The sequence below is a fragment of the Amycolatopsis sp. NPDC026612 genome, from assembly GCF_040638285.1.
Classification (GTDB): domain Bacteria; phylum Actinomycetota; class Actinomycetes; order Mycobacteriales; family Pseudonocardiaceae; genus Amycolatopsis.
Map to the genome: position 1 here is coordinate 1 of NZ_JBEZYB010000065.1, position 15,186 is coordinate 15,186.

The window sequence follows — 15,186 nt, forward strand, 5'->3', positions numbered from 1 at the left end:
ATGTGTTGGTCGCACTTCTCATCCTGCCGCCGAAAGACCCGTCCCCTGGTCTCAGGCCCTCACCTGCGTCACCAACGTCACGACCCGCAACAGCTTGCTGTCATCGCATCCGAACAGATTCAACGACCTCTCCGAGATTTTGCCGACACGCTCAACTGGACGTACTGGGATGGTGCGCCTGACGGCAAGTCGGTATCGGAGCACTTGGAAGAAACCCGTAAGCGATTCGGCAATGCAGCACATGCCGAGTTGTCTGTAATCAGGTAACTGACGCGGGGACGGACTTTGATTTTCCAGATCCGAGCACGTCCGGTCTTCGTCATGTGAATGCATGCGCACCAGACGTCGGTTCAGTGCGGCCGAACCTGTGGTATCCAGTGGCTGTCTAGTTTCGGCGGAGGTTGCCGATGACGACTTCGGCCATTTTGGCGACGCCGCCGCATCGGTCGTTGGCCCAGTAGTTGTTGGGCAGGTCCTTGCCGATGATCTCGAAGGTGAGCATCTGCTGGTCGGTGACCTGGACGGCTACCGAGCAGTCGTCGGTGCTGCCACGTTGGTGGTAGACGATGGCGGGCAGGCCTTCGATTGAGGTTTCGGTCCACGGCTCGAACAGGTCGGCTTTCCGCGCCGCTGACTCCGGCAGCTCGGTGAGGGTGCGCGGGCTCTTGGCCGGTTTCGAGGCGGTGGCGTTCGCGCCGAGAGGCGCGACCCAAGAGCAGCCGTAGATGGGCGCGGTGATCTTCCTGAACGCGCTCACTTCGCCGGGTGGGTCGGCCACGCTGGCAGCTATCTGGCCTTTTGTCAGCAGGCTGCACGGGTCGGCGTCGAACTTGGCCAGGTCCAGGGGTTTGTCGACCTGGTCCAGTGGTAGCGGTGCGCCGGTCTGCGCGAGGGCTGCTGGCTGGGCCAGTACGCGTTCGGGTGTCGAAGGGCCGCACCCAGTGAGGAAACTTGCCGACACGAGTACGGCACAGCTGAGGACTTGTGTCTTCACGCGGGAGCCGCGGTCGGTTCGGGTCGATGCGCCATTGCTTCTCAACGTCCATTCCGGAGTTCGCGGGCATCGGGGGCAGGTCGGGGAAGTCAGTGTCGCCCTGCACGTCCGCTCAACGGATCCGATTGCCTGCCAGGTCGCGGCCGGCTTGCGGAACCCGACTTCTGCGTCGACGGTCAACGGCCGGCACGTCGTTACATGAGCTGCTACGGCTGCTGGAAGCAAGCGCCTCGCGGCACGATAGGACGTCGGCGAGGATGCTGGCCGAGTTGGTGGCGGTCGTTACGACCGGCGGATGAGCCGGAGCGCGTGCTTTCGCTTGCGAGTGCACGCATCTGGCTGATGGACCACTGTGCGACCTGCGGTGACGTTACTCAATAGTCTACTGTGGACAGAGCAGTGCCGCCGCCGGCACCTGCTTGATCACGCCTGCCGGGCAAGCTCGGCGGCGGTGGAGCACCCGCTGTCACTCCGGCGTGGGTAATAAACCTACCGCGAGGCGCGGCGCGCGAGGGCCTGCGCGAAGCGTGAGCATCGCACTTCACAGCGTCATTTACTATACAGGCAGTTGAGTTATCTGATTAAGTTGCTTCCCCTATGACGACGGACAACGGTCGTCGCCGGCGGCAGGCGGTGAAAAGTGTTGACGCGACTGGTGTCGCCCAGGAAGACGAGTATCCGCACGAGAGTGCTGACGATCGTGCTCGTCCCGAGTGTCCTGCTACTGATCGTCGGGGTGGGCTTCTCCTCCTATCTGGTCTGGACGGGGGTCGAGGCGCGGAACTGGGCGGCGAACGAGTTGCTGGCGATCGACCCGGGCACCGGCTTCGTCCGCGCGCTGGAGAACGAGCGCCGGGACAGCCAGCTCGCTCTCGCCGGTGACCCGGCCGCCGTGGCGCGCGTCGGGACCACGCGCAAGGAGACCGACGCCGCGCTCGCTGCGGTCGGTCCGATCGGACCGACACTGGCGAAGCTGAACCCGGATGCGGTCGGGGATGCGAACGCCACCTTCGTCGCTTTGCTCGCGGAGCTGCCCCCCATCCGGCAGCAGGTGGACCTCCGTACCGCCACCCCGGCCGGGGTGGACGACTTCTACTCACGATTCACCGGGGTCGCGGTGAAGGGCTTGGACGGTACCGTGGCGACGGCGCCGGACGCGCGTGCCGCCGCGGACGGCGCGAACGCGTCGGACGTCTTCCAGGTCGCCGACGCGATGGCCCGCGGCAACGCCCTCGCCGCCGGGGTGCTGTACCGGGGAAAGCTGAGTGGTGACCAGCTGCTGCAGTACGCGCAGCTGGTCGGTTCGTACCGCGTGCAGCTCTCCGCGCTGCGCAACCGGGTCGCGCCCGCGGTGCGAACCCGGATCGACACACTCGTGCAGACGCCGGCCTGGCAGACCCTCACCTCCGTGGAAAGTGCTCTCATCGTCGGGCAACCGCTGCCGGTGGGCCAGCAGGACTGGCAGGCAGCGGCCGACCAGGTGGCGTCCTCCTTGCTCGACCTGTGGCGTGCGCAGTTCCACGAGGCACAGTCGACGGCCGCGTCGACGGCCGCGAGCACCTTGTCGCGGTACCTCGTCGGCGGGCTCATCGTCCTGGTCGTCACCGCCGCCGCGTTCCTCGCCGCCGTGCGGCTCGCGAACGCGCTCGTGCGCCGCCTGCGCGACCTCCGGACGAAGACACTGGACCTGGCCGAGCGCCGGCTGCCCGACATCGTCAGCCGGTTGCACGCCGGGCAGGCCGTCGACATCGACGCCGAGGTCGGCACACTCGACTCCGGCGGGGACGAGATCGGCGAGGTGGCGGGCGCTTTCCACAAGGCGCAGCGCGTCGCGGTCGAGGCGGCGGCCTCGGAGGCCAAGACGAGAGACGGCGTCAACGCGGTGTTCCTCGATATCGCGCACCGGAGCCAGCTCGTCGTGCGGCGCCAACTGCAGGTACTGGACCAGGCCGAGGCGGGGCAGCAGGATCCCGAACAGCTGGAGCTGCTGTTCCAGCTCGACCACCTCGCGACCCGTGCGCGGCGCAACGCAGAGAACCTGGTGATCCTCGGCGGCGGTCAGCCGGGCCGTCGCTGGCGGAATCCCGTGACACTGCGGGAGATCGTGCGCAGCGCGGTTTCCGAGACCGAGGACTTCGCACGGGTGGACACGAACCGGCTACCCCGGCAGTCGATCGTGGCGGCCGCGGTCGCGGACCTCACGCACCTGATCGCGGAGCTGGTCGACAACGCCACGACGTTCTCGCCGCCGGATTCGCACGTGACCGTGCTGGGCAACGTCGTCGGCAAAGGCGTCGCCATCGAGATCCTGGATCAGGGCTTGGGCATCCCCGCCAAGGACAGGGCGCTGTACAACGAAAATCTCCGCAATCCGCCCGACTTCGAGTTCATGGCGCTGACCGAGCGGCGGACCCTGGGCCTGTTCGTGATCGGGCAGCTCTCCCGGCGGCACGGGATCGGCGTGACGCTCACCGAGTCCCCCTACGGCGGGGTCACAGCGATCGTCCTGGTCCCCAGTTCCCTGGTCGCGGGCGAGGAGGACGCGGTGGCCGTTCCCGCGAGCCGCCGCCCGCGCGAACGCCTGCGACAGCGCGAAGCCCGGCACGGCGGGAACGACGTACCCGTCGAGCCGGTACCACGTTCGACCGGGAGCGCGTCGCCGCCGCAGCAGCACGACTGGCCGAGGGAAGAGCCCGCTCGCCGGGTTCCGGCATCTCCACGTGAGACACCGGTGATGCGCGCGAACGGCAAGCCACCGGGCGCGGCTCCCGTGGCGCGACCGGATCGAAGCCCGGGCAAGCGCCCGCTACCGCGCCGGGAACGGCAGGCGAACCTGGCGCCCCAGCTGGCCGCGGAGCTGGCGCAGGAGCGGACAGCCGGTGCGAGCGGCGAGCAGCCCGCTCCGCGACGCGGCGCGCGAAGTCCGGAACAAGCCCAGGCGCTGATGTCCGCGATGCGGCGCGGCACCCGGCAAGGCCGGGACACGGGCTCCGGCACGAGCCGGTGACCGGAGACAGAGTGGAAGGTGAAGAGAACCCATGGCCGAATCCAGCGCCACCAGTCTCGACTGGCTGCTTGACGACTTCGTCCGGCGGCTGGCCGATGCGCAGCGGGCGGTCGTGCTGACGGCCGACGGCCTGCTGCTGGGCCGGTCCAGCGCGTTGTCGAAAGAAGATGGTGAACACCTCTCCGCGATGGCGTCGGCCTTCCAGAGCCTCGCGCGCGGCGTCGGCCGCCAGTTCACGATGGGCCAGGTGCACCAGACCGTCGTCGAGCTCGACGAGGGGTTCCTCGTGATCACCGAAGCCGGTGACGGCGCGGGGCTCGCGCTGCTGGCTTCACTGGACGCGGACATGGGCATGGTGGTCTACGAGATGAACGTCATCGTTCACCAGGTCGGACGCTACCTGAGTGCCGCACCCCGTGATGTCGCGGCAGAACTGCGGATACTTTCGCAACCGCGATGATCGGCGGCGGCACATCCTGGTACGAGGACGACGACGGGCCGACCGTGCGGCCGTTCGCCGTGACCAGAGGACGTGTCCGCATCAACCAGGGCGACCTGGACATGCTGACGCTCGTGCGAGCGGTGCATCCGCGTGCGAACCGGAACGGGCTGCAGTGGGAGCACAACGAGATCCTGCAGATGTGCGTGGCGCGTCCGCTTTCGCTGGTCGAGGTATCGGCCCGGCTCGACCTGCTGCTCGCCGCGGTGAAGGTGCTCGTCGGCGATCTCATCGACGCCGGTGCCCTCGTCGTGCAGTCCCCGGCGCGACCGGCTCCCCCGAACCCAGAACTACTCCAGGCGGTGCTTGATGGTGTCCGAAGACTTTGAAGGTGGCGCTCGCCCGGGCGCCGGGCAAGTGCACGCCGCGAAGATCCTCGTGTCCGGTGGTTTCGGAGTCGGCAAGACGACCATGGTGGGCGCGGTGAGCGAGATCGAGCCGCTGCGCACCGAGGAACAGCTCACCCAGCTCAGCGCCGGGGTCGACGACCTGAGCGGCGTCGAAGGCAAGACGACCACCACGGTCGCGCTCGACTTCGGCCGCATCACGATCAACCCGGCGCTCGTGCTCTACCTGTTCGGCACGCCGGGCCAGGACAGGTTCTGGTTCATGTGGAAGGAGCTCTCCGCCGGCGCGCTGGGAGCGGTGGTACTGGCCGACACACGGCGGCTCGAGGGGTGTTTTCCGGCGGTCGACTTCTTCGAACGCAGGGGGATTCCCTTCGTGGTGGGCGTCAACTGCTTCGAAGGCGGCGAAAGCTACGACGAGTGGGAAGTACGCGACGCACTCGGGCTCGACGATGGTGTGCCCGTCCGGTTGTGCGACGTCCGCCAGCGGGATTCCAGCAAAGAGGTGCTGGTGACGCTGCTGGAGCACCTTGTCGAGGTGGCGGTTCCGGCACGCTGAGGGATGTCTCGTAACCCGGTGTCCGGACACGAGATCGCCGACGGCCGGCCGGGCCGGCAGTGGGCATGGCCGCCGGCCGGCCGGCTGGGTGCTGCGCCGGGCGCAGAAGGTCGGCGCGATCGCCGCACTCGTGCCCGGCCGGCATCCGGAACCGCGGCACCCTGGTCGTCGGGACCACCGGCAACGACACCCCGCCGTTGTCGTTCCGCGCGGACGACGGCAAGACGGTCATCGGGGTCCAAGGCCCTCGGCACGAAGGCCCAGCTCGGCTTCGGCTACCTGGCCGCCTACAGGGCATCGACGGTCGTCGACCCGCAGACCGTCCGGGAGAGTCAACTTGGGTTGACGGCTGGCCGACCCTGGGACACGGCAGGGGAGTGTCCGGGTTTCGCCTGGTGACGCTGCTGGCGTGGGGAAGTGGGCGAGTGCGGACTGCTCGTGATGATGAGAGCTGTACGTAGGGTTGCCTGGCCCGATTGATGATCGCGTATCCGGATCGCCGTCAGGCGATAATCGTTGCTAACTGTATAACGCTCTATTCAGTGATGGAAATGCAATTAACACTTCCCGTGCTCACTGCCGACAAAATGCACAGAGGCGAGAGAATTCGTGGTTCGGCCGAGCCTTGGGCGTCGAGCATGCCATCCTGTTCCGCGTCCACGGTCGGCAAGCGCCCTCGGAGGTCTCCGTCGAAGCCGGGCGGGACTGACTCGTCGGCGCGAAGTCCGGGTTCGGTAGCGCACCGCTCCGGTGCAGGCGGAGCACGTCCTTGTCGGGGAGTGCGACCGAGTGGCGGCGGACCAGCTGGACACGGTCGATCCGGCGCAGGCCCGGCACGAACGCCTCGAGCGTTGGCGAGGACACTTTTGGTCGCTTGCGGGTGTCGCTTCGGTCGCCCCGCTGGTCTTGGGTGGCTTGGCCGGGTTGGGGTTCGGCTGGTGTCCTGGAGACGTTCCGGATCATGGCGATCGACAGCACTTTCGACGACTGCGTGGCCATCGCAGGACGCGAGCGGATCGCATACGTGATCAAGCTCGAGCGTGGCGGCGCCGACTGCGCGATCTCCGACGCGCTCGCGGACTGTGCTGCCGCTCGATGCCCCCGGTGACCGCGCGATGTGACGCCGAAAGAACCGGCAGGCGGGGCTGGGCATCCCGGCGCTGACACGCGACGGTCCGTTGTTCGTCGGAGACCGCAACAACCCCCAGCTGCGGCTGGTGGTCGAAGACGTCCCCAGCCACGTCTTCGACGCCGGACACCGGGTCGCGGAACTGGATCGCTACCCTCGGCGATGACTCCTCTTGATTGTATAACGCCCTATACGGTGGGCGATTATCGAGTCGAGTCTGTTTCGATCCAGAACCGCACCGAAACGAAAGCCTTAGGCAAGAAACGGGTCGTTTGGTGCTGCGTCCACGGCGGGTGGCTTCCCGGTGTCAGTTGACCATTCCCTGGCCGTGCGGTGCGTCCATAGTGGATCGGCTGGGCCGGATCTGGGCCATATCGCGATCGGTTGCAACCGGCCTTCACCGGCCCTGACCAGTCAAAACGCCTCGCCACGGGTGGACGGGTTCCCACAGCGCGGATGGCGAGCCGCGTCGCACCTCCGGACACGGCTACCAGGTCGGCTGGACTGGCCGGTTCGCCGGCGTCGCCGTGCCGGGAGGGCCGGCTGGTGCACCCCTGACGCGTCCTGGGGACAGGTTGCGTGGGCGACCCGCTGCGATGGTCTCCGCCGAAGACCCGCCACGATCTCACCAGGTGCGTGCACGGCGCACCCGGCCATCCGGGTGATAGGAATGGCCGGTGACCGAACTGAACCTGATCGAAGCCGCCGCGGCCGAGGCCGTCACGCTGACCAGCGAACTCATCCGCATCGACACGACCAACACCGGCGACCCCGAGACGCTGGTCGGCGAGCGGGCGGCGGCCGAGTACGTCGCGGAGAAGCTGACCGACGCCGGCTACGAGATCACCTACGTCGAGTCGGGCGGCAAGAACCGGCACAACGTGATCGTCCGGCTCGAGGGCGCCGATCGCGAGCGGGGCGGGCTGCTGATCCACGGACACCTCGACGCGGTGCCCGCCGACGCCTCGGAGTGGTCGGTCCATCCGTTCTCGGGTGCGATCCAGGACGGCTACGTCTGGGGCCGCGGCGCGGTCGACATGAAGGACATGTGCGGGATGGCGCTCGCGCTGGCCCGGCACTACAAGATGAACAACGTCGTGCCGCCGCGCGATCTGGTCTTCGCCTTCCTGGCCGACGAGGAGGCCGGCGGTCACTACGGCGCCCAGTGGCTCGTCGAGAACCGGCCGGAGCTGTTCGAGGGTGTCACCGAGGCGATCAGCGAGGTCGGCGGCTTCTCCATCACGCTCAAGGACGACGTCCGCGCCTACCTCATCGAGACGGCGGAGAAGGGCATCCGGTGGATGAAGCTGCGCGTGCGCGGCACCGCCGGGCACGGGTCGATGATCCACCGCGACAACGCCGTCACGAAGCTGGCGGAGGCGGTGGCGAAGCTCGGCAACCACCGGTTCCCGCTCGTGCTGAGCGACTCGGTGAAGGAGTTCCTCGCCGGCGTCACCGAGATCACCGGCTGGGACTTCCCCGAGGACGATCTGGAGGGCTCGGTCGCCAAGCTGGGCAACATCTCCCGGATGATCGGCGCGACGCTGCGCGACACCGCCAACCCGACCATGCTCACCGCCGGGTACAAGTCGAACGTCATCCCGTCGGTCGCCGAGGCCGCGGTCGACTGCCGCATCCTGCCGGGCCGTCTGGAGGCCTTCGACCGCGAGCTCGAGGAGCTGCTCGGCCCGGACATCGAGAAGGAGTGGATGGAGCTCCCGCCGGTCGAAACGACGTTCGACGGCGCGCTCGTGGACGCCATGAGCGCCGCGGTCCTGGCCGAGGACCCGGGCGCGAAGACGCTGCCGTACATGCTGTCCGGCGGCACCGACGCGAAGTCGTTCCAGCAGCTCGGCATCCGCAACTTCGGCTTCGCGCCGCTGAAACTGCCGGCGGACCTCGATTTCTCGGCGCTGTTCCACGGCGTCGACGAGCGCGTCCCGATCGAGGCGCTGAAGTTCGGCACCCGCGTGCTGGACCGGTTCCTGCGCACGTCCTGATGACCGGGTTCGCGCTCGCCGACGGCACGTCCCTGCAGGTCGTCCGCAGGGGCGACCCGACCGCACCGGTGGCCGTGGTGTTCGTCCACGGCTACGCGCTCGACCAGCGCAGCTGGGGCCGGATCGCGCCGCTGGTGCCGGACGCGGCCGACGGGCCGGTGGCCGTGCTGACCTACGACCAGCGCGGCCACGGCGGGTCGGGGCGGGCGCGGCGCGGGACCGCGACGATGGCGCAGCTCGGCGACGACCTCGCCGAGCTGCTGGAGCGCGAAGCGCCGGCCGGCCGGGTGGTGCTGGTGGGGCACGACATGGGCGGCCTGGCGATCATGTCGCTGTCCCAGCGGCACCCGGAGCTGTTCGCCGCGCGGGTGGCCGGGCTGGTGCTGCTGGCGACGTCGTCGGGGACGCTGGCCGCCGAGGTGTCGGCGGCCTGGCCGAACGCGCTGGGGAAACTGGTCCGCGACCTCGAAGCGGTGCTCGGCTCGAAGCTGTTCGGCGTCGTGCGCGAGCGCACCAGCCGGGCGGTCAGCGCGGGCCTGCGCTGGTGGCTCTTCGGCGACGACCCGGACCCCGACCTGGTCGAGCTCACCGTGAAGATGATCCGCGGCAACTGGCCCCACACCGTTTCGCTGTTCCGCCCGGCCATGGACGCCTACGCCCGCGACGCGGCCTTGGCGCAGGTCGGCGGCCTGCCGGTGACGGCGATCGTGGGGGAGCGGGATCGGATCGTCCGCGCGTCCGACGTCGAACAGTGGGTGGGCGGCCTCGACGACGGCACCGCCGTGGTGCTGCCCGGTGTCGGGCACGTCGTGCCGCTGGAGGCCGCCGCCCAGGTGCTGCCGCGGATCGTCGCGCTGGTCAACGCGAGCCTGCGGAGCTGAACTCACCCGGCGCGGGTGCCGGCGGCGAGGAACATCGGCACCGCGACGAACAGCCGGTCTTCGCGGGCCCGGATGTCCTGCTCGGCCAGCCAGGCGCCGTCGCCACCGAGGTTGGCGAGCACCGGCAAGGCCCCGGCGTCGGTCCACACGAGCGTGTGGACCTCGACGGTGACGTCGGTGAACCCGTTGTCCAGCAAGAGGTTCCGGTAGCGCCGCGCGATCCGCGGGTGCGGCATGCCGTCGGCGCGCGTGTGGACGATCGACCGGGTGCGCACGGGATCGTCGGAGTCGATCACGACGGTGTCCCAGTCCTGGCCGGTGAGCACCGCGCGGCCGCCCGGCGCCAGCACGCGGCGGCCCTCGGCGATCGCGAGCCCGGGCTCGGAAACGACGTGCAGGACCTTGTCGGCGCGGTAGCCGGTGACCGAGCCGTCGTCGAGGGGCAGGGCGGTGGCGTCGGCGACGCGGAACTCCCCGGCGGGCCAGCGCCCGGCGGCGACCTCGACCATCGCGGGATCGGCGTCGACACCGAGGGCCCGTATCCCGCGTGCGGCCAGTTCGCCGACGGCGCGTCCGCTGCCGCAGCCGACGTCGACCACGGCGTCGCCGAGTGCTTGGTACGTGCGTTCTCGCAGTTCGCCGGCCTGCGGGCGGTCGTCGAGGGCGTCGAGGAGCGTGAGCAACGTGGACATGGGGGCCATCCTGCGACTTAATGCCGGAATGAAGTCAATCGGCGAAGTGGCGGCCCGGTTCGGGCTGCCCGCTCACGTGCTGCGCTACTGGGAGGCGGAAGGGCTGCTGGCCCCGGCCCGGGTGGGGCCACGGCGTCGCTACACCGAGGCGGATCTGGACCGGGTGGCCGCCATCCTGGTCGCGAAGGAAGCCGGGTTCGAGCTCGCGGACATCCGGACGATGCTGACCGCGCGGTCCGCGGCGGACCGGGCGGCGATGGCGGCCCGGCAGCGCGAGCGGCTGCGGACCCGGATCGCCCGGGCGCAGGCCGCGCTCGAGCTCCTGGAGGGCGACTGCCCGCACGATGACCTGATGACGTGCCCGCACTTCCAGGATCTGCTGGCCGAGCGGCTGGGCCGACAAGAAGCGAGTTCTTGACAACTTCTCTGTTCGGTTGAATGCTGGGCCCATGTTTCCCGTGGCGGTGATCGAGGACGCGGCGGCGGCCGAGGTGTCGCTGGACCCGGTCCGGGCCCGGCTGCTGGCCGAACTGGCCGAGCCGGCTTCGGCGACGATGCTCGCCGCGCGCGTCGGCCTGCCGCGCCAGAAGGTCAACTACCACCTGCGGGCGCTGGAGAAGCACGGCCTGGTCGAGCTGGTCGAGGAACGCCGCAAGGGCAACGTCACTGAGCGCATGATGCGGGCGACGGCGGCGTCGTACGTCATCTCGCCGTCGGCGCTGGCCGCTGTGCAGCCGGACCCGGCCCGCTCGCCCGACCGGCTCTCGGCGCGGTGGCTCCTCGCCGTCGCCGGACGGCTGGTGCGTGACGTCGGCCTGCTGATCACCGGCGCGGCGAAGGCCCAACAGCGCGTTGCGACGTTCGCGCTCGACGGCGAGGTGCGGTTCGCCTCCGCCGCCGACCGGGCCGCGTTCGCCGAGGAGCTCACGGCCGCGGTCACCGCGCTGGTGGGCAAGTACCACGACGAGACGGCCGAGAAGGGCCGTCCGCACCGCGTGGTCGTTGCCGTGCACCCGAGCGTTCCGGAGGAGTCTTGACGTGGGGTACGAGTTCGAGCTGACCGACGTCGCCGAGGTCGGGGCGACGCCCGAGCAGGTCTGGGCCGCCATCGCGACGGGCCCCGGCATCGACTCGTGGTTCATGGGCCGCAACGAGGTCGACGGCGGCACCGGCGGCACGGTCCGCGGCGCCTTCGGCGGCTACGAGCCGGAGTACCGGATCCGCGAGTGGGAGCCGCTCGAAAAGCTCGTCTACGGCAGTGAAACCGCCCCGGACGGGCGGCGGATCGCCTACGAGTTCCTCGTCGAGGGCCGCGACGGCGGCAGCACGGTGATCCGGTGCGTCACCAGCGGCTTCCTGCCCGGCGACGACTGGGACGACGAATTCGAGGCGATGACCACGGGTGGGGAGCTGTTCTTCCGCACCCTCGTCGAGTACGTGACGCACTTCCCTGGCCGCACGGCGGCGCCGGTCACCGCGTTCGGCCCGCCGGTGACGGACTGGGCCGAGGCGTGGGCCCGGCTGGGCACGGCCCTCGGCCTGCCCCCGCGGCCCGCCGAGGGCGACCGGGCCCGGATCGGACCGGACGGCCGGGAAGGCGTCGTCTACGCCGTGAACGACCAGACCGTCGGCGTGCGGACCGCGGACGCGATGCTCCGGTTCATCCGCGGCTTCCGCGGGCCGATGGTCGCGTCCCACCACGTCTTCGGACCGGGAACGGACTCCGCGGCCGAGGAAAAGGCCTGGGGCGAATGGCTGAACCGGGTGTTCGGCTGGTCAGTCGGCCGTCCGGACCGGCTGGACGTGGCCGGCGACCGGCGCGAGGGTCGGCCGGAGCGCGGTGACGACCGCCGTGGTGACGACCAGGTGCATGAGCATCAGCCCGAAGACGTTGGCGGCGGTGGCGCCCGCGCCGAACAGCAGCAGGTCGGGGATCCAGGTGAGGACGAGGGCCGCCGGGACGACGACTCGCAGCGCCTTCGGGGCCCGGCGGGCGATGACGAACCAGCCCAGGGTGCCCAGGAGCAGTCCGGCGGCGGTGGCGGGCAGGTAGGAGGCGGGGGACAGGCCCATGCCGATCCCGCCGTCGTCGAGGGCCAGCGCCCCGAGGGCGATGACGGTGTTGATCGCGGCGGCCGCCAGCAGTGCGAAGCCGAGGCGCAGGGCCGTGGTCGCGGTCGGCCGGGAGATGGTGGTCATCGGTCCTCCTGGGTTGCTTGTTAAACCCAGACGGTAGGTTGGGTTGCGTGTTAAAGTCAAGGCCGTGAGTGCAGAGGAGCCCGTTCGCTGGCTCGGCGATGACGAACACCGGGCGTGGATCAACCTGGCGAAGGTCCTGCTCACGTTGCCGGGCGCGCTGGAGAGCCAGCTGCTGCGGGACGCCGACCTGACGCTGCTGGGCTACATGATCCTGGCCCGGCTGTCGGTGGTGCCGGGGGAGAGCCTGCGGATGAGCGAGATCGCGGAGATGGCCAACGGGTCACTACCGCGGATTTCGCACGCGGTGGCGCGCCTCGAAGCCCGGGGGTGGGTGACCCGGGAAGTCCGCACCGGCCAAGGACGGCGGTTCACGACGGCGACGCTGACCGACGCCGGCCGCGCACACCTGGCGGCTTCGGCGCCCGGGCACGTCGCGACGGTCCGCCGGCTGGTCGTCGAACCCCTGGGCGAGGACTTCGTACGGCTGGGCGATGCGGTGGAACGGATCGTCGAGAACCTGGGCCTCCCCACGGAGGTCCTCGACGCCGGGAAAAGGTGACGGAGCCGCCGGGGCTAAGTCGGCAGCGCGCCGGGAAGGCTCTGGGCCGTCTTCTTGCGGCGCAACCAGATCCGGCGCGTGCCGTCGGCGTAAAGCCGGACGGTGCGCAGTTCCCAGCCCGCGAACTCCGCGTGGATGGAGAGCTGGGTCGCCGCCGCACGCCGGGACACGCCCGGCGGGAGGTGCAGACGGCGATACTCCCAATCCCCTTCGACCACCGCCTCGCTGACCGCTGTCATGGCTGGATCACCTGGGTCCCTTCTCCGGCCGCCGAGCCGACGATCACCCGGCCGCTCTTCTCGTCCACCCCCACCGAATCCGGCTGGCGCACGGTGGGGAACCGGTACTTCTCCACGGGCTCGCCGCCGCGGACGTCGAACCCGGCCACTTCGTTGCGCCCGGTCAGCGTCACCCACGCCAGGCTCCGCGCCGCGTCGTAAGCGAGCCCGTACGCCCCGCCCGGCACCGGGTACCGCTGCCGCAGGATCAGCGGACCGGCCGAGAACGCCAGCAGCGCCCCCGCCCGCGCGTCCGTCACCAGCACCCGCCCGTACGAATCGGCCACGGCGTTCGCGGCACCGTCCCCGGCACGCAGACCTTCGTCGACCTTCCCCGCGGCGACGTCCACCGAGAACACCGCCGTCCGCAGCCGGTCCAGCACCACCACGCCGTCCCCGGTGTCGACGACGTCGTCAGCGCTGTAGAGCTGGCCGCCGATCGTCCGCGCCGGACCCGCCGCCGGCAGCACCTGGATGTCCTTCGCCGCCCCCATCGCCACCAGCCGATCCGCCCCGTACGCGATGCTCGACGCCGGCTGCCCGCCCGTCTTCGTCTCGGTCAGCTTCCGGTCCGGCAACGTCAGCTGCTGGACCACGCCCGCCCCCGGCTCCGCGATCTCCACCCGCCCCGGCGCGACGGACAGCTTCTCCGCCTTGCTGTATAACGGCATATTCACCGGGGGTGAAGCGAGCGCATTCAGGTCGTAGAGGCGCAGTGACGGCGGCTCGGAAACCGCCACGACGAGGGTCGAGGTCTTCGCGTCCACGGCGACGGCCGACACCGCTCCGGTACCGAGCACCTGACCGGCGGGTTTCACGGTCACCGCGGGGGAGACGGCCGGGCGCGCCGCCACCGGGTTCGCCACGATCTGCAGGTCGTCGGAGGTCGACTTGGCCGACGAGCAGCCCGAGAGCACCAGGACACCGGCGAGCGGGAGCACGATCCACGACACGGCGGCGAGCCGACGCACGTTGCTGCCTCCAGATGTCCGGCGGACGGTCTTCACCAGCATGCTCCTTGATCCTCGTGCCGTCACGTGCGTGTCACCGAACAGACACCTGACGCTCATCGCGGCCAGCGTTCGGGGTAGCCGACCTCGATCGCGCTGACGTCGTCGAGGGCGGATCGGATGGCGGGCGGGAGGGTGATCCCCTCCGCCGCCAGCGACCCGGTGAGCTGGCCGGTGTCGCGGGCACCGACCACCGGGGCGACGACGCCGGGCCGGTCGCGGACCCAGGCCAGCGCGACCGCGAGCGGCGACGTGCCCAGCCCGTCGGCCGCGGTCGCGACGGCCTGCACGATCCGGGCGGCGCGGTCGGTGCGGTGGTGCTCGACGTAACCGGCGTACGCGCTGTTCGCGCCGCGAGAGTCGGCCGGCGTCCCGGTGCGGTACTTGCCGGTCAGCACGCCCCGGCCGAGGGGGGCCCAGGGCAGCAGCCCGACGCCGTGGTGCCCGGCCGCGGGCACGACCTCGCGGTCGACTCCGCGTTCCAGCAGCGAGTACTCGACCTGGGTGGAGACGATCGGCGCGAGCGCCGGCGCACCGGCGGCGGCCGTGGCCAGCTGCCAGCCCGCGTAGTTGGAGACGCCGACGTAGCGGACCTTTCCGCTGGTCACGGCGTATTCGAGGGCGGAAAGCGTTTCGGCGAGGGGCACGCAGTCGTCCCAGGCGTGCAGCTGCCAGAGGTCGATGTGGTCCGTGCCGAGCCGTTTGAGCGAGCCGTCGAGCGCGGTGAGCAGGGCGCCGCGGGAGGCGCCGCCGCCGAACGGGCCGTCGGTGCGCCGGGCGACCGCCTTCGTCGCGAGGACGACGTCGTCGCGGGGCACGAGGTCGCCCAGCAGGGAGCCGAGGACCCGCTCGCTCTCGCCCTCGCCGTAGATGTCGGCCGTGTCGACCAGGGTGCCGCCGGCGTCGACGAAGGCGACCAGCTGGCTGGCCGCCTCCTCCGCGTCCGTGTCGCCACCCCAGGTCATGGTGCCGAGCGCCATCCGGGAGACGCGCAGTCCCGAGCGGCCGAGCAGTCGCTTTTCCACGACCGCC

At 70.3% G+C, this 15,186-nt stretch carries 15 protein-coding genes and 1 pseudogene; 11 read left to right on the forward strand and 5 right to left on the reverse strand.

Annotated elements, in window-relative coordinates:
• Positions 1-385 precede the first annotated feature (385 nt).
• The gene (locus tag AB0F15_RS35475; protein ID WP_360280281.1) at positions 386-961 is read right to left on the reverse strand and encodes a DUF3558 domain-containing protein; all 576 of its coding nucleotides are present in this window, start codon (positions 959-961) and stop codon (positions 386-388) included.
• Between the two features lie 721 nt (positions 962-1,682).
• On the opposite strand from AB0F15_RS35475, the gene AB0F15_RS35480 reads away from it, so the two are divergent.
• The 7 genes from AB0F15_RS35480 to AB0F15_RS35510 all read left to right on the forward strand — a co-directional run bounded on the left by AB0F15_RS35480 (position 1,683) and on the right by AB0F15_RS35510 (position 9,416).
• Positions 1,683-4,001: a nitrate- and nitrite sensing domain-containing protein gene (locus tag AB0F15_RS35480; RefSeq protein WP_360280284.1), complete on the forward strand. Its 2,319-nt coding sequence runs from the start codon at positions 1,683-1,685 to the stop codon at positions 3,999-4,001.
• A 31-nt stretch (positions 4,002-4,032) separates the two neighbouring features.
• Positions 4,033-4,461: a roadblock/LC7 domain-containing protein gene (locus AB0F15_RS35485; RefSeq protein WP_360280286.1), complete on the forward strand. Its 429-nt coding sequence runs from the start codon at positions 4,033-4,035 to the stop codon at positions 4,459-4,461.
• Positions 4,458-4,829, forward strand: coding sequence for a DUF742 domain-containing protein (locus AB0F15_RS35490; RefSeq protein WP_360280289.1), 372 nt, complete (start codon positions 4,458-4,460; stop codon positions 4,827-4,829). Before AB0F15_RS35485 ends, AB0F15_RS35490 begins: the two co-directional genes overlap by 4 nt.
• Positions 4,810-5,406, forward strand: a complete 597-nt coding sequence (locus tag AB0F15_RS35495; protein WP_360280291.1) for an ATP/GTP-binding protein — start codon at positions 4,810-4,812, stop codon at positions 5,404-5,406. The genes AB0F15_RS35490 and AB0F15_RS35495 overlap by 20 nt, the downstream gene beginning before the upstream one ends.
• A 961-nt stretch (positions 5,407-6,367) precedes the next feature.
• Complete coding sequence (locus AB0F15_RS35500) at positions 6,368-6,514, forward strand: hypothetical protein (RefSeq protein ID WP_360280294.1); 147 nt, start codon at positions 6,368-6,370, stop codon at positions 6,512-6,514.
• A gap of 698 nt (positions 6,515-7,212) precedes the next feature.
• Positions 7,213-8,535, forward strand: a complete 1,323-nt coding sequence (locus AB0F15_RS35505) for a M20/M25/M40 family metallo-hydrolase (RefSeq protein WP_360280297.1) — start codon at positions 7,213-7,215, stop codon at positions 8,533-8,535.
• Positions 8,535-9,416 (forward strand): alpha/beta hydrolase, encoded by an 882-nt coding sequence (locus AB0F15_RS35510; RefSeq protein ID WP_360280300.1) that lies wholly within the window; start codon positions 8,535-8,537, stop codon positions 9,414-9,416. The genes AB0F15_RS35505 and AB0F15_RS35510 overlap by 1 nt, the downstream gene beginning before the upstream one ends.
• 2 nt (positions 9,417-9,418) lie before the next feature.
• Here AB0F15_RS35510 and AB0F15_RS35515 read toward each other — a convergent pair whose 3' ends face one another.
• Entirely contained in the window at positions 9,419-10,108 is a 690-nt protein-coding gene (locus AB0F15_RS35515; protein WP_360280303.1) for a methyltransferase domain-containing protein, read from the reverse strand.
• Between the two features lie 28 nt (positions 10,109-10,136).
• On the opposite strand from AB0F15_RS35515, the gene AB0F15_RS35520 reads away from it, so the two are divergent.
• From AB0F15_RS35520 to AB0F15_RS35535, 4 genes and pseudogenes are all read left to right on the forward strand, one after another.
• The gene (locus AB0F15_RS35520; RefSeq protein WP_360280305.1) at positions 10,137-10,526 is read left to right on the forward strand and encodes a MerR family transcriptional regulator; all 390 of its coding nucleotides are present in this window, start codon (positions 10,137-10,139) and stop codon (positions 10,524-10,526) included.
• Between the two features lie 31 nt (positions 10,527-10,557).
• Positions 10,558-11,145 (forward strand): helix-turn-helix domain-containing protein, encoded by a 588-nt coding sequence (locus tag AB0F15_RS35525; protein WP_360280308.1) that lies wholly within the window; start codon positions 10,558-10,560, stop codon positions 11,143-11,145.
• A 1-nt stretch (position 11,146) separates the two neighbouring features.
• Positions 11,147-11,881 (forward strand): annotated as a pseudogene (locus tag AB0F15_RS35530) (SRPBCC domain-containing protein); the annotation flags it as partial.
• Between the two features lie 490 nt (positions 11,882-12,371).
• Entirely contained in the window at positions 12,372-12,866 is a 495-nt protein-coding gene (locus AB0F15_RS35535; protein ID WP_360280310.1) for a MarR family transcriptional regulator, read from the forward strand.
• Between the two features lie 14 nt (positions 12,867-12,880).
• Here AB0F15_RS35535 and AB0F15_RS35540 read toward each other — a convergent pair whose 3' ends face one another.
• The 3 genes from AB0F15_RS35540 to AB0F15_RS35550 all read right to left on the reverse strand — a co-directional run bounded on the left by AB0F15_RS35540 (position 12,881) and on the right by AB0F15_RS35550 (position 15,179).
• On the reverse strand, positions 12,881-13,105 hold the full coding sequence (locus AB0F15_RS35540) for a DUF5703 family protein (protein WP_360280313.1): 225 nt from the start codon (positions 13,103-13,105) through the stop codon (positions 12,881-12,883).
• Entirely contained in the window at positions 13,102-14,115 is a 1,014-nt protein-coding gene (locus tag AB0F15_RS35545) for a hypothetical protein (RefSeq protein ID WP_360280376.1), read from the reverse strand. The genes AB0F15_RS35540 and AB0F15_RS35545 overlap by 4 nt, the downstream gene beginning before the upstream one ends.
• 95 nt (positions 14,116-14,210) lie before the next feature.
• Positions 14,211-15,179 carry an aldo/keto reductase gene (locus tag AB0F15_RS35550; RefSeq protein WP_360280316.1) on the reverse strand — a complete coding sequence of 323 codons (969 nt, stop codon included), beginning with the start codon at positions 15,177-15,179 and terminating at the stop codon, positions 14,211-14,213.
• Positions 15,180-15,186: the final 7 nt, after the last annotated feature.